The organism is Nocardiopsis rhodophaea (assembly GCF_039530945.1).
Taxonomy (GTDB): Bacteria; Actinomycetota; Actinomycetes; order Streptosporangiales; family Streptosporangiaceae; genus Nocardiopsis_C; species Nocardiopsis_C rhodophaea.
Genome location: NZ_BAAAPC010000014.1, coordinates 158955 through 181749 on the forward strand (window position 1 = coordinate 158955; position 22795 = coordinate 181749).

The following is a 22795-nucleotide window of genomic DNA, read 5'->3' on the forward strand; positions in this document are numbered from 1 at the left end:
ACCCCGTCCGGTCGCACAGCGGGCGTAGTCGGACACACGGGCACGCCGGTGAAAAAATCCGGCGTGTCTCTCGCTCCACTCTGGGGTCATCGCCCAACGTGATGTTACGGTTACTCTCAGTTCCAATCGGCGATTGGATACACCGGGCGGGCAGGTTACGACGCCACGCCCGACAGATGTCGTCGTACGAAGGAGCATGCATGGTGCTCGCGGGCCGGAAGCGGCGGGGAATCCCCGTCTCGTCGGCCTGCCCGCAACTGTGGCAGGCGCTGGTCCGCCTGGGCGCCATCGCCGGTCTCGCCGTCACCGGTTGGCTGCTGCTCGGCAGCGCCGCCGCCCACGCCGACGAGGCCTACACGGGGGAGCTCCCGGAGCTGGGGCACCTCGCCGCCGACATCACCGAATCCACCGATTCCGCCGGGGACAGTGTCCGGAGCGGAGCCGCGAGCACCACCACCTCCGCTGCCGCGGCAGGCGACGTGCTCCCGGTCGACCTTTCACTCAAGTCGACCACCGCTGCTCTGACCGAGCCGGTCAACGCGACGACGGAGACCGCCGGCACCACCGCCCGCACGGTGGTCAAGGGCGCGGCCCGCGAGACCGGCGGTGTCCTCACCGGAACGGTCCGCACCGGCCAGGAGCTCACGGGGTACGCCGACAAGTCGCTCCGCCGCTCCTCGTCGTCGCTGACCACGACCGTGTCGGAAAGTTTGACCGGTGAGAACGGCCTCGTGGGTGAGAACGGCCTTGTGGGAGAAAAGGGGCTGGTCGGGAAGAAGGGGTTGGCCGAGACCACCGAGAACCTGACGAGCCAGCTCGGCCAGACCATCAGCGGCGCTCCGCGCACCGGCGACCTGCCGCTGCTGTCCGGCGGTGATGCGCCCCCGCCTCGCCCGTTCGGCATCGCCCCCGACTCCGCAGACTACAAGGATCCGCGCTCCACAGTCGAGCGTGGTCCCACGCGGGAACGCGTCGACGAGGTCGCCGCGCACCCGCTGCTCTCCCGGCACTCGACGGCGGACGCGGCGGAGCACGTCGCGACGTTCGCCGCCCAGGCGCCGGAGACAACCGGCGCGCACGAGAGTGACGCCAAGGACGCCGAGCACGACGGCCACGTCTGGCATGGCGGTGTCTCCGACTCCACCTCAACCTCCGCCGGATCGGCGTCCTCCTCGTCGTGGACGCCCACCCCGGCAACGCCCGGCTTCCTGATGAACCGCGCCGACGTGCTGCGTGTTCCCACCCAGCGCGTCGCGCTGCCGGGCGATCCGACGCTGGTCGCGCGCGATATCGCCGACGACCCGTCCTTCTCCCCCGACTAGCAGCTCCTCACGACAGGCGGTCCGGACCCGCCGGACCCGGCCTGCGGCCGTTCATCGTGCCCGCACCCGCCGGCGTCCGCGCCCGCGTCCCAGTTCTTTTCTCCGCCGCCTGCTCCGCACCGCAGCGATCACGCCACCGTGGGCCCGTGCCGATTGCCCTGGCCACGGCCGGGACTGATGCCGCCGCGACTGAAGTCGCCGCTTGCGGGTGTCCCGTATGGCGTTCCGTGACCCTTGAGGACGTGCGTCCACTTGATGTTGAGGAGTGCTGATGCTGACTCCCGTTGCCCCGCTGGTCCCTGACGCGAGCCCGACCCGATTCGGCGGTGCGCGCCCCCCGGGTTAGGCCCGCAAGCTGGGCGGCTTACCGATCTCGGATGACTGGGAGATTGACGCGAGTCCCGCGGCCGCGGCCACGATCGCGGGGTTCACGTCAGCCTCCGCTCAGCCAGAGCGGAGCCGACTGGGCGCACACACGCAGGTTCGTGAACACCGCGAAGGCGTCGCGCGCCCCTCGTTCGGGCGAACCGTACCCGCCAGGTACGCGGACCCCGGGCCACACACCAGGCCACGGCGGCCGTGCTCCAAGCCAGGGGCCAACGGACTCCGAGGTCGACGGGTTCCAACTGAACATCCCATCGAATCAACGTTCATCGGTTTCGAAAGGACAACCCAAATGCGTAGGTGGATTAGTACATCCGCCAAGACCATGCTCCTCGCCGCGGTATTCGCGGCGATGGGGACGGGCGTCTCCTTCGCCGGAAGCGACCCCGTCACCTCCGGCGACGGTGCTGTGCGGAGCGACAGCCAGGTCCTTGGCGACCAGGCGCCCGGTCTCGCGGCCACCGACGAGCCCACGTCTGAGGCCACGTCGGTCGACGAGACCACGCCGACCACGGAGACCACCCAGGTCAAGGAGGCCACTCCGGCCGAGGGCGCCGCTCAAACGGGCGGCATCGGGTCGGGTCAGGGCACCGGTGCGCCACCGGTCCCGCCCCAGCCGGCCGGCCCGCTTAGCGATTTGGTCAGCGCCTTCGGCCTGGACCTGGGGTTGTAAGCGACTCTCCCGGCGCGCTTCGGCGCGTTCGAGGAGGCAAGACCGGCGTGCGGTAGTCATCATCCGTCCTTCTGTCCCGTGAACGATGCGGTGGACAGGCAGGGGGCCGGAAGTGGCGACCGCGAGTCGGAGCGGCCGTTCTGCTGTTCCGTGAACGATGCGGTGGACAAGCAGGAGAACCGGGCGCGACGGCCGCCGAGTCGAGGCGGCCGCCTCCCTGTTCCGTACCTGATGCGGTGGACAAAGCGGGGAGGCGGGCGTGACGACCGCAACGTCGAAGCGGCGAGTCGTCCTGGAATATCCGGGGGGACTCGCCGCTTGCTGTGAACGAGGATGGAGACAATACCGACGACGGCCGCACGGCTGGTGGCGATGGTCCCGCGACCGCCGACGAGAGTCGCGCGGGGCCGAATAGGTGGCAGCGCTGAGAGACGGGTGTCCCGCACGTGGTCCGACACGTGACAGCACGGCGATTCGGGGGTGGCGCACGCCCTCGGGCCGCGCCCGTCGCGTCGTATGTGATGGGAATCACACTGTGCGGACCTGTCGGATGATCCTGCGGCGTAAGGTGACACGCCTGCTGCCGTCGGAATACAGGCGCACCCGGGCTAGCTCCCACCGTCCGTATTCGGCGAACTCGGCAAGGGCCAGCCGGGCCGTGCCGCGTGATGTACCTCGCGGGAACCGGAGTTCGCGGTATTCGTACTCGACCATTGCGCTTATTCTGCGGCTCCCGGCCGGGTTCGTGCCATAGCGTTCGTACCCGTGGATGACCGGGACGCCGATTTCTGGGGAACGATCCGTGTCGACACGGAACCGCACGGTCACGTCGCCTCGGGAAGCGATCCTTGCAGCCGTCGGTTACCGTCGGTGGCTGGGAACCGATGGCTCGCGGTCCGGATTCGAACAGCGATCGCATATGACAGCGCAAGGCTAGATGTAGGGGAAAAGCGTGCCACCCACGAAGGGCAGCGCCGGTAAGAACGGCTCGAAGGACACTGGACGCCAAGGCGGCGGCAACCGGCTCGTCATCGTCGAGTCGCCGGCCAAGGCCAAGACCATCGCCGGTTATCTGGGCCCGGGGTACGTCGTCGAGTCCAGCATCGGCCACATCCGCGACCTGCCGACCAAAGCGGCCGAGATCCCGGCCCGCTACAAGGGTGAGCCGTGGGCCAAGCTCGGGGTGAACGTCGACCACGAGTTCGAGCCGCTCTACGTCGTGCACGCTGAGAAGAAGTCCCACGTCAAGCGGCTCAAGGAGCTGGTGGCCGAGGCCGACGAGCTCCTCCTCGCCACAGATGAGGACCGCGAGGGCGAGGCCATCGCCTGGCACCTGCTCGAAGAGCTCAAGCCGAAGATCCCTGTCAAGCGCATGGTGTTCAACGAGATCACCCGCGACGCCATCCGCAACGCCGCCGAGAACACCCGCGACCTCAACCTGCGCCTCGTCGACGCGCAGGAGACCCGCCGCATCCTCGACCGCCTCTACGGCTACGAGGTATCGCCGGTGCTGTGGAAGAAGGTCATGCCGAAGCTGTCGGCGGGCCGCGTGCAGTCGGTGGCCACCCGTCTGGTCGTCGAGCGCGAGCGTGAGCGCATCGCCTTCACCTCGGCCGAGTACTGGGGGCTGAAGTCGGTCTTTGACGCTGTGGACGCCGCCGGGGGTGTCGACCCCTCGACGTTCACCGCCAATCTCGTATCGGTCGACGGTGCCCGCGTGGCCCAGGGCCGCGATTTCACGTCGCGGGGTGAGCTGCGCTCGACCCAGGGCATCCTCCACCTCGACGAGGAGGCCGCCCGCGGTCTGGCCGAGCGCCTGGTCAGCGCCGACTTCTCGGTCGGTTCCGTGGAGCGCAAGCCCTACAAGCGCTCGCCGTACGCCCCGTTCCGCACCACCACCATGCAGCAGGAGGCCTCGCGCAAGCTCGGCTTCTCCTCGAAGCAGACGATGCAGGTGGCCCAGCGCCTGTACGAGAACGGGTTCATCACCTACATGCGTACCGACAGCACCACGCTGTCGGACAGCGCTATCGCTGCCGCCCGCGACCAGGTCACCCGGTTGTACGGCGCCGACTACCTGCCGCCCAAGCCGCGCCTGTACGCGGGCAAGGTGAAGAACGCGCAGGAGGCGCACGAGGCCATCCGCCCCGCGGGCGACAGCTTCCGGACCCCCGCCGAGACCGGTCTGACCGGCGCGGAGTTCCGGCTCTACGAGCTCATCTGGAAGCGCACCGTCGCCTCCCAGATGAAGGACGCCGTCGGCGAGTCGGTGACCGTGAAGATCCACGGCACCTCCACCTCGGGAGAGCACGCCGAGTTCAGCGCCACCGGCAAGATCATCACCTTCCACGGCTTCCTCAAGGCCTACGTCGAGGGCGCCGACGATCCCGAAGCCGAGCTGGACGACCGCGAGCGGCGCCTCCCGCCGGTCGACGAGGGCGACCCGCTCAAGGCCCTCAGCATCGACGCCGAGGGCCACAGCACCCGCCCGCCGGCGCGCTACACCGAGGCCACGCTGATCAAGGAGCTGGAGGAGCGGGAGATCGGCCGCCCCTCCACCTACACCCCGACCATCGGCACCATCCTCGACCGCGGATACGTGTTCAAGAAGGGGTCGGCCCTGGTGCCGTCTTTCCTCGCGTTCGCGGTGGTGCAGCTGCTGGAGCGGCACTTCGGCAACCTCGTCGACTACGAGTTCACCGCCCGCATGGAGGACGCGCTCGACGCCATCGCCCGCGGCGAGGCCGAGCGCGTGCCCTGGCTGCGCCGGTTCTACTTCGGCGAGGAGGAAGAGACCGGGCTGAAGGAGCTGGTCGGCGACCAGCTCGGGGAGATCGACCCCAAGGAGGTCAGCTCCTTCCCGCTGCCCGACAGCGACATCGTGATGCGCGTCGGCCGCTACGGCCCCTACATGGAGTGGGACGGGCGGCGCGTCAACGTCCCCGAGGACATGGCGCCGGACGAGCTCACCAAGGAGAAGGCCGAGGAGCTGTTCGCCCAGCCCAGCGGCGACCGCGAGCTCGGGACCGACCCGGAGACCGGGCGCATGATCGTCGCCAAGAGCGGGCGGTTCGGTCCGTATGTGACCGAGGTCCTGGAGGAGCCGGAGCCCGCCGCCGAGGGCGAGGCCAAGCCCAAGAGCAAGGCGAAGTCCAAGGCCTCGGCCCCCAAGCCGCGCACGTCATCGCTGTTCAAGTCGATGTCATTGGAGACCGTCACCCTGGAGGACGCGCTGCGGCTGCTGTCGCTGCCGCGCGTGGTCGGAGAGATCGACGGTGAGCAGGTCACCGCGCAGAACGGCCGGTTCGGCCCGTACCTGAAGAAGGGCACCGACAGCCGTTCCCTGGAGACCGAGGAACAGATCTTCACGGTCACCATCGATCAGGCCAAGGAGCTCTTCGCCAAGCCGAAGCAGCGGGGCCGCCGCGCTGCCGCCGCCCCGCCGCTGCGGGAGCTCGGCGAGGACCCGGCCACCGGGAAGCCGATGGTGGTCAAGGACGGCCGCTTCGGGCCCTACGTGACCGACGGCGAGACCAACGCGTCCCTGCGCAAGGGCGACGAGGTCGAGTCGATCACCGACGAGCGCGCCGCCGAGCTGCTCGCCGACCGCCGCGCCAAGGCTCCGGCGAAGAAGAGCACCGCCAAGAAGAGCACGGCGAAGAAGTCGTCGACCACCAAGTCGACGGTGAAGTCGACCACCAAGAAGTCCGCGGCCGCCACGAAGACCGCCACGAAGAAGAGCACGGCCTCGAAGAACGGGTCGGCCACGACGAACAGCTCGGAGTAGGGGAGGGCGTTTTCCCGCGCCTTTGCGGCAACGCGACGGGCCGAATTCCGTCGCGCCGATTCCTCGATCAGCTGCCGAGGGAACCGGACGTGGTCGAAGATGGAGAAGAAGAGGCGGGTGACCGGCCGCCCCGCGGGGTAGCCGCCCGAGCCCGCCCGGCAGTACAGTGCCGCGGACAGCCGATCCGGATGTTCGCGGCACCGTGCGTGTGGCACCAGCCGAGCCGTATCCCGGATCGGGTGCCGCGAAGCATCCGTGACCCAGGTCGCGCGGCACATCCTCGATGGGGCGGCTCACACGCGCCGCCTCGCCTCCCTGTGCCGGTGCGACCACCGCCCGATCACCCGTTCCCGACCGGAAGCGTCGCTACTCTTAATCGTTATGAGCAGATCTGCACCCCCAGGAGCGCCGGACGAGGCGCGCGATGTCCTCTTGATCACGCCGTTCCGCCGGCTGTGGGTCTCGCTTTCGCTGTCCAGCCTCGGCGATTGGCTCGGCCTGCTGGCCCTGATGTCCCTGGCGGCGATCCTCACCCGCGACAGCGGTTCGTTCGCGCAGTACGCCGCGGTCAGCGGCGCGGCGGTGCTCAAGCTCGCGCCGCCGATCCTGTTCAGCCCGTTCGCCGGGCTGCTGGTCGACCGGGTCGACCGCCGACTGACCATGGTGGCCGGCGACGCGCTGCGGGCCCTCCTCTACATCTCCGTCCCGCTGGTGGGACGAATCGACTGGCTGCTGGTCGCCGCCTTCCTGACCGCCATCGCCACGCTGTTCTGGTCACCGGCCAAGGACGCGATCGTTCCCGACCTGGTTCCCCAGGCCAAACTGCGGCAGGTTGACCGCATCGGCCTGGTCACGGGCTACGGGGCCGCGCCGGTGGCAGCGGCGGTCTTCGCGCTCCTGGCGTCCGTCAGCGCTCTGCTCGCCGGACTGTTCCCACCGCTGGACACCCCCGCGGCCGACCTCGCGCTGTACGCCAACGGTGTCGCCTTCCTCGCCGCCGCTGCTGTCGACTGGGGACTGCCGGGGCCCAAGCCGGGTGTGGCGGGCCAGCCGGCCGGGTCGGGCGGTCCCCTCCCGACGGGGGGCACCGAGCCGCCGACGACACCGCAGGCGCCCACCACCCCTCCCACCGCCGACCTCCCGGCGCCGGGGGACGACGAGAAGACCGAACAGATCGCCCCGCTGGGCTCATCGGATGACGAGCGCACTGAGCAGATCAACCACCTGGGCGCCGGGGAGGAGACGACCGAGGAGATCCCGCACCTGGACGCGGGGGAGGAGACCACCGAGCGCGTTGCCCACCTCGGCGCGGGGGAGGAGACCACGGAGCGGATTCCGACCTCCGAAGCGCCCCCGCAGGCGGAAGGGGCCGATCGGGGGCAGCGGAAGCAGGAGGCGTCGGCTCCGCGGACGCCGCCGTCGCACGGTCCGCCGAGCTCGGTGAGCGGGCAGCCGGGGCAGCCGCCGCGGCAGGGCGCGGCGTCCGCGCGTACTGCGGTGGCGCCCGGCCGCGTCCCGGAGAACATGCTTCGCACGTTCTGGGACGGCGTGCGCTTCGCCGGGATCACCCCCCTGGTGCGCGGCCTGCTCCTGGGCATGCTCGGCGCGTTCGCGACCAGCGTCGTCGTCATCGGCGTCGGCCGCGTCTTCGTGGACCGCCTGGGCGGGGGGAACGCCGGGTTCGGTGTGCTGTTCGCCGCCGTCTCCGCCGGGATGGCGCTGGGCGTCTTCGTCGGCCCGCGCGTGCTGCGCTCCTTCAGCCGCCGTCGCCTCTTCGGCCTCAGCGTCGCCGTCTCCGGTGCCGCGCTGCTGTTGACCGGCCTGATCCCGAACATGGTGCTGGCGGCCGTCCTCACGTCGATCGCGGGTGTGGGCGTCGGGATCGCCTGGATCATCGGCATGGGCCTGCTGGCCCAGGAGATCGAGGGCGAGCTCCGCGAGCGCACCCTCGCGTTCCTGCACACCGCCGCCCGGGTGCTGCTGCTGGTCGCGCTCACCGTCGCACCGCTGGTCGCCGGGCTTATCGGCGATCACCGGCTCGACGTCCGCGATCTCGGCTACGACGTCCTGGGTACCGGCGTGGTGCTCGTGCTCGCCGGGCTGACGGCGCTCCTGCTGGCCGTGCTCTCCTACCGGCAGGTGGACGAGGGCTCCGAGGTCCCGCTGCTCACCGAGCTGATCGCGGTCCTGCGCGGTGTCCCGGTCGGCCCGGAGAAGGAGGATGAGACGCTCCCGGGCACCTTCATCGTCCTGGAGGGCGGTGAGGGCGCCGGAAAGTCCACGCAGGCGGGCCAGCTGGCGGTCTGGCTGCGCGACGAGGGTTTCGAGGTCGTGACGACCCGCGAACCGGGTTCCACCAAGCTCGGCATGCGGCTGCGCGCACTCCTCCTCGACAAGGAGCAGACGGGCATGTCCCCGCGGGCCGAAGCGCTGCTGTACGCGGCCGACCGCGCCGACCACGTCGCCCAGGTGATCCTCCCGGCCCTGCGCCGCGGGGCGATCGTCATCAGCGACCGCTACATGGACTCCACGCTCGCCTACCAGGGCGCCGGACGGGAGCTGTCGGTGGAGGAGATCCGCCGGATCAACGAGTGGGCCACCGACGCGCTCGTGCCCGACCTCACCGTGCTGCTCGACGTCCCGCCCGCGGCCGGCCTGGCGCGGCTCGGCGGGGCCACCGACCGCATCGAGTCGGAGTCCGAGGAGTTCCACGATCGGGTCCGGGCCGGTTTCCGTCAGCTGGCCGAGGGCGAACCCGAACGCTACCTGGTCGTCGACGCCCGCGGAGCGCAGGAGGAGATCACCCGGGAGATCCAGCGCCGGGTCCGGCCGATCCTGCCCGACCCGGTCCCCCAGGACGCCGAGGCGATCACGGGGATGATGCCGATCATCAAGGAGTGACCACGTGATGGGGGCGGGGCGACGGCCACGGGCGCGTGCGCCGATCCCGCCCCCGCACCAGCCCCGGAGCCCCGGGGGGCGTTCCCGCCAGCGGCGGGGAGCGCCCCTCGGGGCTCCGTCGTCGAAGTCGCGTTTACGTGGGTGGCGGCGCCTATGCTGAGGGGCGATGAGTGTCTTCGATGACCTGGTGGGCCAGGACACGGTGGTCGAGCAGCTGCGGTCGGCCGTGCGCGCGGCGGACGAGCAGCTGGCCGGTGGTGCGGGCGGCGGGATGACGCACGCCTGGCTGTTCACTGGTCCGCCCGGGGCCGGCCGCGCCGACGCCGCCCGCGCGTTCGCCGCCGCGTTGCAGTGCCGCGACGGCGGCTGCGGGCACTGCGCCACCTGCCACCAGGTCCTCACCGGCACGCACGCCGACGTCCTCTACGTCCGGCCCAGCGGGCTGAGCTTCGGTGTCGCCCAGACCCGCGAGCTGGTGCTGCGGGCGGCGTCGAGCGCCTCCTGGGGCCGCTTCCGCATCGTGCTGTTCGAGGACGCCGACCGCGCCACCGAGGCGGCATCCAACGCCCTCCTCAAGGCCGTGGAGGAGCCCTCCCCGCGCACGGTGTGGCTGCTGTGCACGCCCACCGCAGAGGACATGCTCGTCACCATCCGCTCCCGCTGCCGCCTGGTGAGCCTGCGCACGCCCACGACCGAGGCGGTCCTCGACGCGCTGGTCAACCGCGACGGTGTGGACGCCGCCGCGGCGGCCGAGGCGGCGCGGGCCTCCGCGGGGCAGATCGAGCGGGCGCGGCGCCTGGCCACCGACGAGGAGGCGCGCCGGCGCCGCTCCGAGGTGCTGGCGATCCCGGCGCGCCTGGACGGGCTGGGCGCCTGCGTGTCGGCCGCCGCACGGCTGTACGAGCTGGCCGAGGCCGAGGCGAAGGAAACCACCAGCGCCTTGGACGAGGCGGAGAAGTCCGACCTCAAAGCGGCCTATGGCGAGGGCGCGACCGGCAAGGGCGTCGCCAAGGCCGTCCGGGGGGCGGCGGGCGCCCTCAAGGACCTGGAGGAGCGGCAGAAGCGGCGCGCCACCAGGATCAAGCGCGACACCTACGACGTCGCGCTGATGGACCTAGTCGCCTTCTACCGCGACGTTCTGGCCATCCAGTTGGGCGCGCGGGTGGAGTTGTCGACCGCCAGCCAGCAGGCCGACCTGATGCGGGTCGCCCGGGCGTCCTCGCCCGAGTCCACGCTGCGGCGGATCGACGCCATCATGGAGTGCCGCGAGCGCATCGGCACCAACGTGCACCCGCAGATCGCCATGGAGGCGATGACGGCCGCGCTGTACATGGGGTGAGCGAAAACCACCGCGGCCCGGTTCGCCGCACCTGGTGTGAGCACGGGAACACGACCGTGACATCGGAACGCGCCCCGCTGCTGTGACCGGGATCATAGGGTGAGCGCGTGGGCATGATGATGGCGGTCAGCTTCGAGCGGTACGGGCGGCTCTACTACCTCGATCCGGGCGATGCCCGCCCGACGGTGGGCGACAGGGTCCTGGTGCCCACAGACGCCGGCCCCGAGGTGGCCGAGTGTGTCTGGGCGCCGCAGTGGGTGAGCGAGGACGTCGAGGGCCTGCCCGTCTGCGCGGGCATCGCGACGGAGGCCGACATCGCGCGCGACGAGCGCAACCGACGCCGCCGGGCCGAGGCGCGGGCGGTGGTCAAGCGGCTCCTGCGGGAGCGGCGGCTGCCTCTCAAGGTCGTCGGTATCGACTACGCCGACCACACCTTCCTCGTCTATTTCACGGCCACGCGCCGGGTCGACTTCCGCGGCGTCCCGCGTGAGCTCTCCCGCAGACTGGACGCCCGCGTCGAGCTGCGCCAGGTCGGTGCGCGCGACGAGGCGCGGCTGCAGGGCGGCATCGGCTCATGTGGCCGCGACCTGTGCTGTGCCACCTTCCTCACCGGATTCGAACCGGTGTCGCTCCGCATGGCCAAGGATCAGGACCTGCCGGTGAACCCTATGCGCATCTCCGGTGCGTGCGGCCGGCTGATGTGCTGCCTGAAGTTCGAACATCCCCTGTACGCCGAGTTCCGGGCCGACGCCCCGCGGGCGGGCGCCGAGGTGAGCACGCCGGAGGGCGACGGTGTCGTGGTCGGGCACGACCCGCCTGCGGATAGGGTCGTGGTCCGGCTCAACGACGGAGGACGGCGCTGCGCCTGCGACCGCGCCTCGGTCTGCGGGCCGCGGCGGGCGTATGACGACGCCGAGCGTGAACGTGCCAGGGACGAGAACGGAGCCCAGTGATCAAAACCGGTTGGGTCGGCGGCGCCCTCGCGTTGGTCCTGGTGGCGACGGGGTGCACCGCCGCCACGTCGGTGGGCGGCGAGGACAGCGGCGGGGACAGCGAACCCCTGGCCGACTTCTACCAGCAGGACATCGAGTGGGAGGGGTGCGGCGAGGACTTCGAGTGCGGAAGCTACGAGGTCCCGCTCGACTACGACGACCCCGCCGGCGAACGTCTGGAGATCGCGGTCAAGCGGCTGCCCGCATCTGGCTCCGACGTCCTGGGGTCACTGGTCATCAACCCCGGCGGGCCGGGCGGGTCCGGGTACGACTACGTGGATGCGGCGAGCGGTGTGGTCAGCCGACCGGTCCGGGAGCGCTTCGATGTCGTCGGATTCGATCCGCGGGGGGTCGGCCGCAGCGCCCCGTTGACGTGCTTGGACTCCGACGAGCTGGACGAGTTCGTCGCCATGGACTACGGCGGCGGGGGCGGCGGATCCGATCCGGCCGACGTGTCCGCCGCGGGGCTGGCGGACATGGAAGAGGCGAACCGCGCGTTCGTCGAGGGCTGCCGGGAGCGGTCCGGCGACCTGATGCTGCACGTCGGGACCGCCGACGTGGCGCGGGACATGGACGTGCTGCGCGCTGTCCTCGGCGACGAGGGCCTCACCTACCTGGGGAAGTCCTACGGCACCTACATCGGTACGCGGTACGCCGACCTGTTCCCTGAGCGGGTGCGCGCGCTGGTGCTCGACGGAGCGATCGACCCCGATATGGACCAGCTGGAGCTGAGCGTCCAGCAGGCGCAGGGGTTCGAGACGGCGCTGCGCGCGTTCGTCGCGGACTGCCTCGACACAACGGAGTGCCCGCTGGGCGACGAGGACGCGACCGTGGACGACGGCGTCGACAAGCTCGTCGGCCTGATGGAGAGGGCCGGGGAGAAGCCGCTGCGCAACACGTCCGGGGACGGCCGCGAGGTGAACCGGACCCGCGTCGAGCTGGGGGTGATGGCCGCCCTGTACAGCGAGAGCTTCTGGCCGCGGGTGCGCTCCGCGCTGGCCGACGCGTTCGAGGGCGACGGCACCGGTCTGCTGATGCTCGGCGACGACCTCTACGAACGGTCCGACGAGGAGTCCTACGAGAACTCCGCCGCCGCGCTGGTGGCGGTGAACTGCTCCGACCACCCCGGCCCGCGCGACATCGATGCCTACGAGCAGGCGGTGGACCAGGCGGCGGAGGAGGCCCCGATATTCGGGCCGACGCTGACCTGGGGCGCTTTGACGTGCGCCTACTGGCCGCAGGAAGCGGTGGCCGAGCCCGAGCCGATGGACGCGCCCGGGGCCGCGCCGATCCTCGTCATCGGTACGACCCGTGACTCCGCGACCCCCTACGAGTGGGCGGAGCGCCTGGCTGAGGGGCTGGAGTCGGGGGTGCTGCTCACCCGCGAGGGCGATGGCCACACCGGTTACCGGAAGGGCAGCCCGTGCGTCGACGACGCCGTGGACGCCTACCTGTTGGAGGAGACCCCGCCGGACGGCGGCACGGTCTGTACGGAGTGACGATCCGGGCTCGGCGCGGGCCCGGGGGCACGACCCTGTCGGAGGGAGGGCAATCGTGTGCAAGGCAGGTCTCAGAGCACGCTAGACTAGTCCCTGCCTCGCGCGTGATGCGGAGGTTCGGCCGCCTTAGCTCAGTCGGTAGAGCGATTCACTCGTAATGAATAGGTCGTCGGTTCGATTCCGACAGGCGGCTCCAGATCAAAGGCCCCTTCCGGTCACCGGAAGGGGCCTCTTGCGTGAGTGCCTGACCAACTGACTGACTAGCCGTCCTCGCTGGGGACCGGAAACAGGTCGTCCATGGTCTCCGCGCCAGGCAGCAACGCGGGCGCCGGGGGCCATCGCGATGCGGGCCCCGCTACCGGGTACGGATGGTCCTTTCCGGCACGCGCGAAACCGGCAAGATCGTGATCGGGAGCGCACCTTGAGCGCCCACCGAAGCAGTCGCAAAGCGTGATGTCCACACCTGACTCACGACATGGCGGGCCCTGCGCAGCTCGCCCGGCAAACGTGGGGTGAGCACGGTCGTGTCCTGGGTAAGCCCAGGTCATGAGCCTTGCGCTGATGCTCGTGGCGTTGCTCGCGGCGGTGGGTGTCCTCGGCCTCGGGGTCTGGGTGATGGGGCGGTTCGTGCCGGGGGACGGGGAGGTCCCGCCTGGGGTGCCGCGCCCCGCTGTTCCGGAGCCGGGTGCGCCGGTGGGGGGTTACACACTGGTCCGTGCGGCCGACGGGGGCGACGCGGCCGAGGCCGACGTGCCGGTCCCAGCGCGGACCGTCGCACGTGTGCGGGAACTGCTCGCGCTGGGCCGAGAGATCGAGGCGGTGCGGGTGCTGCGCGACGCGGCGGGAATGGATGAGCGGCGGGCGCGCGAGACCGTCGATCGGCTGCGCGATCCGCGGCGTCCGTGAGTCGGCGCGGGCGCACGGCGTCGGGTTGTTGCCCGCCCTGGCGCGTTTATTTCGGTTTTCCGAAACCTGGCCATATCTTCCGCGAGTGGCGTGAGACGTGCCGTTCGTCCTTTTTCTGAGGTCTGAGATCTTTCTCAGTTTCGGGGCGGTGGTTGTGGTTTCAACAACTGGCTCGTGCGCCGACGTGCGGATTGCGCGGATTTCCTGATATCGCCGCTCTCGGACCGAGATGTCATTGCAACGCGGCGGACGGGTGCGATAGTTTGCTGGACACCGGGCCGGGAGATGCTGTGTGGGGCCGACGGATCCTCCGACATCGCGAGGCGGTCGGCTACTCGGCCCGCGGATGGCCCTCCCCATCGCAGGCGAGGTAGATCTGCCGCTAGTAGGGGCGATTTTGAGGGAATCCTGGTATCGCGCGAACGATATCTAAGTTGCTTAGTAGGATCGCAGTCACACAGAAAAGTGCCCCGACATGTTTTCCGGTGCGCCAACACCAGTCGCAGTCGGGGCGCGGAACGATCCGTTACGTCAGAGAATTCAGCCGAGAAAATCTGCAGAACAGGAGCGTTCGCCTTGAACGATAGCATTCAGGGTCACCCCGAGGGAAGCCACGGCGCCAAAGCCGAGAAGCCCTATTTCGGGGTCGTGCGCGTCGACGGCCGCAGCTACCACTTCTTCGGTCCTGGCAGGAATGCCCCGGTCTACGTGTACAGCGAGGACAAGGGGTCGCAGTGGCTGCTCACGGTCGATGACACCGCCCGCGAGCTCAATGTCTCCCGCCGCACCGTCTACGAACTCATCACCCGCGGAGAACTGGCGTCCGTCCAGATTCGCCGCTGTCGGCGTATCGCCATGAGTGCGATCCTCGACTATCTCGACCGCCGCAGCGCTGTGCCCGCGCCGCGCGGCTCCGACCGCGGTTGGAAACGAAAATAGGCGGTGGGCGGGCCGGTGGGCGGGCCGGACGTCTCCGGCGCGCCCACCGGCCGCGCGGTGACGGCGGCTAGGGCCGCGCCAGCACCCGCGCCAGCTCGGGGAACGCGTCCATGTACCCGTCGAGCAGCGTGCGCGCGATGTGCACCGAGTCCACGAGGGGATGGGTGGCGAAAGCGCGCAAGGCCGGGGTGCGCGACCCGCTGCGGACCGCTTCGATCACCTCCCGGTCGACCGCTTTCACCGCCTGGACCAGGGCCGACTGGTGTCCGGTGAGGGGAGCCGCCGCCAGCGGGCGCGCCCCGCCCGCGTCCACCAGGCAGGGCACCTCCACCACGGCCTCGGCGTCCAGCTCGGAAAGGGCACCGCGGTTGCGGACATCGACGATCAACCGCGTCGGTTCGTCGCGCGCCACCGCCCGCATCACCGCCAGCGCCACCCGCTCGTACCCGCCGCCGTCCAGGTCCTCGGAGTCCCGCTCCACGCCCCCGGCCGCGCGGCGGTTGTCGGCCATGTAGGTCTCCTCCCGCTCCCGCCGGGCCGCCTCCCACAGCGCGAACGCGTCCTCGGGCGTGGCGGCGGCCGCGCGGTAGAACGCCTCCTGCTGCTCGACGAGCTGCTCGCCGCGGGTCTGCCCGCCCTGGGCGAGCGTGCGGGCGGTCGCGGCGTGCGCCTCCCGGGCCATGTAGTAGTAGTGCAGGTACTCGTTGGGGAGGCAGCCCAGGGCGCGCAGCCACTCCGCGCCGAACAGCCGCCCCTCCTCGAAGGAGGTGAGCGCGGCGTCGTCGGCCAGCAGTTCCGGTAGGCGGTCGCGGCCGCCCGCCCACAGTCCGCGCAGCCAGCCGAGGTGGTTCAGGCCGACATAGTCGGCGTGCGCACCGAGTGGGTCCAGGTCCAGCGCGCGCGCCGCGCGCCGGGCCAGGCCGATGGGTGAGTCGCAGATGCCGACGACGCGGTCGCCCAGCACTTCGGCCATGGCCTCGGTGACCAGGCCAGCGGGGTTCGTGAAGTTGACCACCCAGGCATCGGGGGCCTCGGCCGCGACCGTCCGGGCGAACCGCAGCGCCACCGGGAGCGTCCGCAGCCCGTAGCTGATGCCGCCCGCACCCACGGTCTCCTGGCCGAGCACGCCGGCCCCCAGCGCGACGCGCTCGTCGCGCACGCGGCCCGGCATGCCGCCCACCCGGACGGCGGAGAAGACCATGTCCGCGCCGCGCAGTGCCGCCACCTCATCCGTCTCGGTGCGGACGGTCGGCGCGGGAGCTCCGCGGCTCGCCGCGTGAGCGTCGCGCTGCCGCTTCAGAACGGCGCCGATCGCGCGCAGCCGCCGCTCGTCGGTGTCGAACAGCACCAGTTCCGAGATGACGCCGCCGCCGTGCGCCGCGTCCGCGAGCAGCGCCCGGTACACCAGTGGGACGCGGAACCCGCCCCCGCCGAGGATCGTCAACCGCACGCTCGTTTTCCCCTTTTCCGTCGGTGGTCCCGGTTCCCACCGCGCGATAATGCCGCTGCGCGCGCCCGAGGGGACACACTGCTTCTCACGGTAGTGGGGCGCCCGGGATGAGGCGCGGGCGGCCGGAGGGGCCCGCGGGAGGCCGCGGGTGTCCGGACCCGCGGCCCCAGGGGAGTTGGAACCTTGACGACCTGCGTACCCTGCACAACTAACGGCATCGAACAGGGCGAGGAAACCGGCATGGCGAGGCGGGAACACCAGGACGAGCTGCGGGAGGCTGTGCCGGCGGCGGCATACGGCAGGTTGGAATCCTCGCCCCTGGTCGGCGAACGGCACGACGTTCTCGCGGGGGAACGTGAGCCCGACAGCCCCGCCATCGACCTCGCCCTCAGCGGCACCGTCTTCTTCGACATCGTGCTCACCGGCCTGGCCGCGCCGCCCGCCTCCGGCACCGAGGTGGCGGCCGACGGCATGGGCTCATGCCCCGGCGGGGTGGCCAACCTCGCCGTGGCGGCGTCGCGGCTGGGCCTGCGCACGGCGGTGGCAGCCGCGTTCGGCGAGGACGTCTACGGCGATTTCTCCTGGGACATCCTCTCCGACCAGGAGAAGGTGGACCTCACGGCGTCCCGCCGCGTCTCCGAGTGGCACTCGCCGTTCACCGTCTCGCTCGCCTACCGGGGTGACCGGAGCCTGGTCACCCACGAGCACCCCTCACCGATCCCGCTGGCGGACATGGCGCGCGCCCTGCCGCGGGCGCGCGCGGCGTTCGTCAGCCTGGAGGCGGGGGAGGGGGTGCCGCAGTGGGCGGTGGACCAGGCCGCGCACGGGGCGAAGATCTTCGCCGACGTGGGCTGGGACGACAGCCAGACGTGGTGCGGGTCGGTCCTCCGGCAGCTGGAGCACTGCCACGCGTTCATGCCCAACGCCATCGAAGCCATGTCGTACACGCGTACCGGAAGCCCCGCGTCGGCGCTGGCGACGCTCGCCGAGCACGTACCGGTGGCGGTGGTGACCGACGGCCCGCGCGGTGCGTACGCCGTCGATCAGACGACCGACGAGACCGCCGAGGTGGAAGGACTGGTCCTGGAGGCCATCGACACCACGGGCGCCGGCGACGTGTTCGGCTCGGCGTTCATCGTGGGGACGCTGGCGGGGTGGCCGCTGGAGCAGCGGCTGAGGTTCGCGAACCTCTCCGCGGCGCTGTCGGTGCAGCACACCGGGGGGTCGCTGTCGGCTCCGGGCTGGGCGGACATCGCCGCCTGGTGGGTCCGGGTGAACGCCGCGCACAGCGAGGCGGACCGGAAGCTGGCCCGGGACTACGGCTTCCTGGGGGACCTGGTGCCGCGCGGGTGGCTGCCCACCGATCAGCGGCGCGCGAGCGCGACTATCGGTCGGCGCCCCTGACCGGCAGCGGCGCCCTCGCCGGTCTCGGTTGCGGTGTGCCCACCGAGACCAGCGAGGGGTTACCGACTCAGCTGCCCGTCGGGGTGTAGGCCGGGGCCTCGTCCTCCGGGGTCGAGGCGCCGTCCGCGTCAGCGGTCTCCTCCGCGGCGTCACCGCTGTCGTCGGTGGGGGAGATCTCCAGCTGGAAGTCCCCGTCGTGGTCCTGCGCACCGGCGATGACGGCCGCCGCCACGACCTCCTCACCCTTGGCCGAACGCAGCACCAGCGGGTCGCGCTGGAGGTCGCGGACGAGCGCGACGCACATCAGCACGATGATGATGGTGAACGGCGCCGCCACGATGATCGTGAGGTTCTGCAGGCCGGTGAGCGCATCGCTGCCGCCGATCAGCATCATGATGGCCGCGACGCCCCCCATCATCAGGCCCCAGAACACCGTGACCTTGCGCTGCGGACGGATCGCACCGCGCTGCGACATGGTGCCCATGACGATGGACGCCGAGTCGGCGCCGGTGATGAAGAAGATCCCGATGAGCACGATCGTGAGCAGCATCATGAACGTGGGCGCGGGGTACTGTCCCAGCAGTGCGAACAGCTGCGCCTCGGCGCCGTCCGCCCCGGAGACCCCGTTTCCGTGCTGCTCCATGCTGAGTGCCGAACCGCCCATGACGCAGAACCAGATGAGGCTCAGCGCGCTCGGTACGAGGATGACACCGCCGATGAACTGGCGGATGGTCCGGCCGCGGCTGATACGGGCGATGAACATGCCGACAAACGGCGACCAGGAGATCCACCACGCCCAGTAGAAGATCGTCCAGCCCGACAGCCACGTCTCGGTGGCGTCGCCTCCGACATCGGCGGTCCGCGCCGACATGGAGAACAGCTCGTTGAGGTAGGAGCCGATGGCCGTCGGGAACAGGTTGAAGATGAAGACCGTCGCTCCCGCGAACAGCAGGAAGAACAGCAGCAGGAAGGCCAGGATCAGGTTGGTGTTGGAGAGCCACTGAATGCCCTTGGCCACACCCGAGACGGCCGACAGCAGGAAGCACACCATCAGGACGCCGATGACGCTGATCAGCACCGGGTTGGTGATGGTGTCGACCCAGCCCAGCTCCTTGAGTCCCCCGGCGATCTGCAGGGTGCCGATGCCGAGCGAGGCCGCGGTGCCGAAGAGCGTCGCGAACAGGGCGAAGATGTCGATGACGCGCCCGACGGCTCCGTTGGCGTGCCGCTCACCGATGAGCGGGGTGAACGCGGCGCTGATGAGCTGCCCACGGCCGCGGCGGAAGGCGCCGTAGGCGATGGCCAGTCCCACGACCGCGTAGATGGACCACGGGTGCAGCGTCCAGTGGAACAGCGTGGTGGCCATGGAGTGTTCGATGGCCTGACCCTGCACGGCGGCCTCGGTCCCCGGGTTCGCCCCGTCGGTGAAGAACGAGACGGGCTCGGTCCCGGGAGGGGCGTTCAGGTAGTGGGAGATCGGCTCGCTGACGCCGTAAAAGACGAGGCCGATGCCCATCCCGGCGCCGAACATCATGGCGATCCAGGAGAGGGTCCTGAACTCTGGTGCCTCGTCGTCGCGGCCCAGTCGGATGTTGCCGTACCTGCTGAAGGCCAGCCACAGCGCGAAGACCACGAACCCGGAGGACGCCAGCACGAATCCCCAGCCGGCGTTGTGGATGAGTGCCTGCATGGCACTCGCGGAGAGCTTGCTCAGCGAATCGCGTGCGATCACACCCCAGGCCAGGAAGGCGAGGGCGAGGACCGCCGAGACACCGAACACGATGCGGTCGGTCTTGGGGGCGCGATCGGCCTTGGAGGTCTCCGGAGGTTCCCAGAGCAGGTCCGCGGTGCTGATCTCGTCGGTGTTGGGGGTACTTCCGTTATCAAACGCCACTGTCAAACGACGCCCCGTTCAGGCGCGCCTCCTCCTTTTCGTCGGCTTGCATCCGAACGCGTCCGTCGGCCAGGCGCGCGAGGGGGGAGGGGCGGCGCGGAGCGGGTGCGCTCGGTTGCCTCGGTCGAGGCGGGGGCGGATCACCCCGGCGTGCGTTCGCGGAGGTCGGTGAACCCCCGGACACACGGCTACGCCCGGAGCGGTGCTCCGGGCGGTGCACATTTCAGAATAAGGGGTGGAAAGTAAAGCCGTGACAGGGGGTGCTGGTTGCGCCTCGTGGAGCGGTTACTCGGGCATGGACGGCCAGCTGCCGTCGATCACCCGGCCGTGGCCGGGCCTGCTGCGATCGAGCCACTCCTGGCGGCTGCGTGCGTAGGCGGCGGCCCACTCGACCTGGCGGGCGTGCAGCTCGGTCAGGCTCAGCGCGGCGATGTCCGGATGGCGCGCGCCGATCTCGCGGGCCAGGGCCAGGCAGGCGGCGGCATCGCCGTGGGCCGTGTGCGCTTCGCCCGGATCCACGCCGTAGTAGGCGCACATCGCCGACAGGGTGCGCGGCCCCCGGCGGTACGGGTCGATGCCGCGGTCGATAACGAGCGGATCGATGATCGGGCAGGGTTCCCCGGACAGCCGCTCCGCCAGGGACTTCAGCCCGTGTCGGCGCAGCTCTCCGGTGAGCACGCCGAGGTCGAACGGTGCGTTGAAAATCACCAGGCCGCGACCGGCGAGCAGGTGCTCGGCGAGGGACTCGGCGATCTCCCCCAGCACCTCCTCGCCGGGGGCGCCCTCGGCCCGCGCGCGCTCGTTGGTGATGCCGTGGATGGCGATGGCGTCCGGGGGGATCTCCCGCTCGCCAGGGTCGGCCAGCCAGGTGCGGGTGGTGCCGGAGGGCAGTACCAGCGCCGCGGAGACGAGGAACGCCGCACGCGGGTCGTTCGAGGAGGTCTCGCAGTCGTATCCGGCGAGGTCGCCGGTGTGCCAGCCCAGGTGGTCACCGCGTGGCGGCGGGGTGGGGTGGGGCTCGTGCTCGGCGCAGTAGGTGCGCCACCGCCCGCCCTCCTTAAGGACGACGCCGTCCCCCGCGGCGACACCGGTACCGCAGGTGGTGCAGGTTCCCGGATAGCGGTTGCGCATGTGTTTCTCCGTGTGCCGAATCGCGGTCGCGGCCCCCGCGCGAGGCCGCCCGATCGCCCCTGTGCCAGGCTGATCACGGCAATCCTAGTCGGGGGGTGGGACGGCCTACCGCCACTTCGGTGAGGCGGCGTGAGACATGGGCCCCCGCCTCCCCGGGTAAGCACCTGTAACGCGTGAAGAAACGCGTCCCGGTAGCCTCAAGGGGCACATCGGGCGCGTCTGTCCGACCCGCCTAGAGAAGGGGAGAACGAGCATGAGCCTGGAAGAGGCGGGGCGCCAGCTGGAGGCGGCCATCCACGATGCCCGGGTGGCCTTCGACTGCATTGCGCTGAACGAACTGGACCGGGCGCACACCAGCGCGATCACCGCTCGCGCCGCGGTCGACGCGGCCGAGTACGCGATCCGGGTCGAGGTCGAACAGCGGCAGGCGCAGGAGTCCCGGAACGAGCAGGAGGGGCAGGACACCAGCGCGTCGACAACCGAGTAGGCGCGTCGGCACGAGGGAGCCCTGGCCCGCTTCCGCACCGGGAATCGAACAGGTGTTCGCAGGTCGGGTAGGGTGGAAGTATGACCGACCAGCAGTTGTCCGAGGACTGGCCGGCGAGCGTGCACCCGCCTGGATCGGAGTCCTTCGAACAGACGGCGGTCGTGTGGCTGTTCGACCATGTCCCGGCCGACTACCGCCTGCACGGGGTGCTGCGTCGCCACCCGGTGGCCCTGTCGCGGCTGGCGCGGCGGCATGTCGCCGCGACCCTCGAAGGGGCGCGCCAGGGCTACCGCACCGCCCGGGTCGACCTGCGCGACCACCTTCCCCCGCACGCCATCGACCAGGTGATGAACGCCTATCGGGCCGAAGGGCAGCGCACCGCGGCGCTGCTCCGCTCCATCGAGGCGGTCGACGACGCCCTGCGCGCCACCACCGCCCCGGGGCAGGGATAGACCGCGGCGGTGCCTCCGGGGCGTCGGCTCAGACGAGGACGCGTACCGCCAACGCCGGTCCGGCGCCGGTGTTGATCAGGCGGTGTCCGTTGCCCGTGCCCAGGACTCGGGTGGACCCGGCAGCGAAGGGGCGGATGACCGGATCACCTTCGCCCGCGGGCGTGACCAGGTGGGCCTCGCCGTAGACCAGGTGCAGCGCCACGGCGCGGCGGCTCGCCGGGCGCTGGCGGCGGTCGGGGAGCTCGGCAGAATCGCCCGGGGCCAGGGCGGCGATCTCGACCCGCAGGCCGCGGGCCACGGCGCGGCGGACGGGGCGCGGGGCGATGTACCAGTGGCCGCGGTGGCGCCGGAAGCGGCGGGAGAGCGAGGAGGGGGCGAGCGCCAGGGACGCCGCCGCCGTGCGCGCCGCCGCCACCAGGCGTCCGGCCGTCGCGACGGGACGTGCGGCCAAGTGCGCGTAGCCGGACGGCCGCCCGGCGAGCGCGATGTCCCCGATGCCGTCGATGCCGTTGCCTGGGGACACCTCATCGGTGCCGGACACGGCGGGGCGGTCCGCGGGGAGCGGCGTGTGGATGGGATCGGTCGGCGCCAGCTGATCATCCCTGGTCGCGTTCGGCCGACTCGGACGGATGTGAACGGAGACGTTGTACGACACCGGTGTGTGGTCCTTCGTGGAGTGGCCGCCGGCCCCGGGGACCTGGCGGCGGAAGCGCGGAGAGCGGCGAGGTGGAGTGCGCCGAGCGCTTCGGGCCGCTCCTCGCCTACTTCACCTGCGGAAATCGGCGGGACGCGGGACGGCGCTCACGCACGTCGCGAGTCGGGGCACGCAGATGGCCCCGTTTGCTGTCTGCTGCCGGTGGTCAGCGACAACACGAAGAACACGGACACAGCGCACCGGGCACACGGCGAACGGCCGTGCGGGCCAGACGGGCCTCGACCTGTTGAACCAGGTGGGTGCGCGGATACATGCGAGTAAGGAGACCAATTCGCAGGTCATGGTGTCAAGCGGTTCGCCGATATCGGGATGTCGGATGCGTCACCACGGCGACGATCGGCCCGCTTCGGCTCGCCCCCGGCTCGCCCACCCTCCACCGGACGGGGCCAGGCCGGGGCGGGGTCTGCTGGGCGGCCTTGTCGGCGGTCGTCCTTTCCGGTGCCCTTGGGTGAAAAGCGGCACCGAGGGCGGTGGGGGCTGGGGGCGTCGGTCGTCTTCAGGGGGCGGCCGGGCGGGGGCA

The 22795-nt window shown here is 70.9% G+C and carries 17 protein-coding genes and 1 tRNA gene; 13 read left to right on the plus strand and 5 right to left on the minus strand.

Features of this window, described 5'->3' with window-relative positions; translation table 11 throughout:
* The first annotated feature begins 200 nt into the window (after nt 1–200).
* Entirely contained in the window at nt 201–1322 is a 1122-nt protein-coding gene (locus ABD259_RS16875; protein WP_344163813.1) for a hypothetical protein, read from the plus strand.
* A gap of 676 nt (nt 1323–1998) precedes the next feature.
* On the plus strand, nt 1999–2379 hold the full coding sequence (locus ABD259_RS16880) for a hypothetical protein (RefSeq protein WP_344100663.1): 381 nt from the start codon (nt 1999–2001) through the stop codon (nt 2377–2379).
* 528 nt (nt 2380–2907) lie between these two features.
* Here the strand turns inward: ABD259_RS16880 and ABD259_RS16885 are convergent.
* The gene (locus ABD259_RS16885) at nt 2908–3093 is read right to left on the minus strand and encodes a DUF5703 family protein (protein ID WP_344163816.1); all 186 of its coding nucleotides are present in this window, start codon (nt 3091–3093) and stop codon (nt 2908–2910) included.
* 238 nt (nt 3094–3331) lie between these two features.
* On the opposite strand from ABD259_RS16885, the gene topA reads away from it, so the two are divergent.
* The 8 genes from topA (at nt 3332) to ABD259_RS16925 (ending at nt 14742) form a co-directional block, all read left to right on the plus strand.
* Complete coding sequence (gene topA, locus ABD259_RS16890; protein ID WP_344163819.1) at nt 3332–6166, plus strand: type I DNA topoisomerase; 2835 nt, start codon at nt 3332–3334, stop codon at nt 6164–6166.
* A gap of 381 nt (nt 6167–6547) precedes the next feature.
* Nucleotides 6548–9067, plus strand: coding sequence for a dTMP kinase (gene tmk, locus ABD259_RS16895; RefSeq protein ID WP_344163821.1), 2520 nt, complete (start codon nt 6548–6550; stop codon nt 9065–9067).
* Between the two features lie 166 nt (nt 9068–9233).
* Entirely contained in the window at nt 9234–10406 is a 1173-nt protein-coding gene (locus ABD259_RS16900) for a DNA polymerase III subunit delta' (protein WP_344163824.1), read from the plus strand.
* 113 nt (nt 10407–10519) lie between these two features.
* Entirely contained in the window at nt 10520–11359 is an 840-nt protein-coding gene (locus ABD259_RS16905; RefSeq protein ID WP_344163858.1) for a PSP1 domain-containing protein, read from the plus strand.
* On the plus strand, nt 11356–12897 hold the full coding sequence (locus tag ABD259_RS16910; RefSeq protein ID WP_344163827.1) for an alpha/beta hydrolase: 1542 nt from the start codon (nt 11356–11358) through the stop codon (nt 12895–12897). Before ABD259_RS16905 ends, ABD259_RS16910 begins: the two co-directional genes overlap by 4 nt.
* Before the next feature lie 120 nt (nt 12898–13017).
* A tRNA-Thr gene (locus tag ABD259_RS16915) sits at nt 13018–13093 on the plus strand.
* Between the two features lie 350 nt (nt 13094–13443).
* Nucleotides 13444–13803, plus strand: a complete 360-nt coding sequence (locus ABD259_RS16920; protein WP_344100653.1) for a hypothetical protein — start codon at nt 13444–13446, stop codon at nt 13801–13803.
* Nucleotides 13804–14379: 576 nt separating this feature from the next.
* Nucleotides 14380–14742, plus strand: a complete 363-nt coding sequence (locus ABD259_RS16925) for a helix-turn-helix domain-containing protein (RefSeq protein WP_344100651.1) — start codon at nt 14380–14382, stop codon at nt 14740–14742.
* 67 nt (nt 14743–14809) lie between these two features.
* Here ABD259_RS16925 and ABD259_RS16930 read toward each other — a convergent pair whose 3' ends face one another.
* Complete coding sequence (locus ABD259_RS16930) at nt 14810–16192, minus strand: 6-phospho-beta-glucosidase (RefSeq protein ID WP_344163829.1); 1383 nt, start codon at nt 16190–16192, stop codon at nt 14810–14812.
* Nucleotides 16193–16432: 240 nt separating this feature from the next.
* Here ABD259_RS16930 and ABD259_RS16935 point away from each other — a divergent pair, with 240 nt between their 5' ends.
* Nucleotides 16433–17596: a carbohydrate kinase family protein gene (locus tag ABD259_RS16935; RefSeq protein ID WP_344100647.1), complete on the plus strand. Its 1164-nt coding sequence runs from the start codon at nt 16433–16435 to the stop codon at nt 17594–17596.
* Nucleotides 17597–17663: 67 nt separating this feature from the next.
* Here ABD259_RS16935 and ABD259_RS16940 read toward each other — a convergent pair whose 3' ends face one another.
* Together ABD259_RS16940 and ABD259_RS16945 are read right to left on the minus strand one after the other, a co-directional pair.
* Complete coding sequence (locus ABD259_RS16940) at nt 17664–19490, minus strand: BCCT family transporter (protein WP_344100645.1); 1827 nt, start codon at nt 19488–19490, stop codon at nt 17664–17666.
* A 285-nt stretch (nt 19491–19775) separates the two neighbouring features.
* A complete protein-coding gene (locus ABD259_RS16945; protein ID WP_344163831.1) occupies nt 19776–20621 on the minus strand; it encodes an exonuclease domain-containing protein in 846 nt (281 codons plus the stop codon).
* Between the two features lie 253 nt (nt 20622–20874).
* On the opposite strand from ABD259_RS16945, the gene ABD259_RS16950 reads away from it, so the two are divergent.
* Nucleotides 20875–21108, plus strand: a complete 234-nt coding sequence (locus ABD259_RS16950; protein WP_344163834.1) for a hypothetical protein — start codon at nt 20875–20877, stop codon at nt 21106–21108.
* A gap of 80 nt (nt 21109–21188) precedes the next feature.
* Nucleotides 21189–21560 carry a hypothetical protein gene (locus ABD259_RS16955; protein ID WP_344100639.1) on the plus strand — a complete coding sequence of 124 codons (372 nt, stop codon included), beginning with the start codon at nt 21189–21191 and terminating at the stop codon, nt 21558–21560.
* A 28-nt stretch (nt 21561–21588) separates the two neighbouring features.
* Here the strand turns inward: ABD259_RS16955 and ABD259_RS16960 are convergent, their stop codons facing one another.
* Nucleotides 21589–22101, minus strand: coding sequence for a hypothetical protein (locus ABD259_RS16960; RefSeq protein ID WP_344163837.1), 513 nt, complete (start codon nt 22099–22101; stop codon nt 21589–21591).
* Between the last annotated feature and the right edge of the window lie 694 nt (nt 22102–22795).

Coding starts and splice junctions, on each gene's coding strand:
- ABD259_RS16875 (WP_344163813.1), top strand. CDS start 201: ATGGTGCTCGCGGGCCGGAAGCGGCGGGGAATCCCCGTCTCGTCGGCC.
- ABD259_RS16880 (WP_344100663.1), top strand. CDS start 1,999: ATGCGTAGGTGGATTAGTACATCCGCCAAGACCATGCTCCTCGCCGCG.
- ABD259_RS16885 (WP_344163816.1), bottom strand. CDS start 3,093: ATGGTCGAGTACGAATACCGCGAACTCCGGTTCCCGCGAGGTACATCA.
- tmk (WP_344163821.1), top strand. CDS start 6,548: ATGAGCAGATCTGCACCCCCAGGAGCGCCGGACGAGGCGCGCGATGTC.
- ABD259_RS16900 (WP_344163824.1), top strand. CDS start 9,234: ATGAGTGTCTTCGATGACCTGGTGGGCCAGGACACGGTGGTCGAGCAG.
- ABD259_RS16905 (WP_344163858.1), top strand. CDS start 10,520: ATGATGATGGCGGTCAGCTTCGAGCGGTACGGGCGGCTCTACTACCTC.
- ABD259_RS16920 (WP_344100653.1), top strand. CDS start 13,444: ATGAGCCTTGCGCTGATGCTCGTGGCGTTGCTCGCGGCGGTGGGTGTC.
- ABD259_RS16935 (WP_344100647.1), top strand. CDS start 16,433: ATGGCGAGGCGGGAACACCAGGACGAGCTGCGGGAGGCTGTGCCGGCG.
- ABD259_RS16945 (WP_344163831.1), bottom strand. CDS start 20,621: ATGCGCAACCGCTATCCGGGAACCTGCACCACCTGCGGTACCGGTGTC.
- ABD259_RS16950 (WP_344163834.1), top strand. CDS start 20,875: ATGAGCCTGGAAGAGGCGGGGCGCCAGCTGGAGGCGGCCATCCACGAT.
- ABD259_RS16955 (WP_344100639.1), top strand. CDS start 21,189: ATGACCGACCAGCAGTTGTCCGAGGACTGGCCGGCGAGCGTGCACCCG.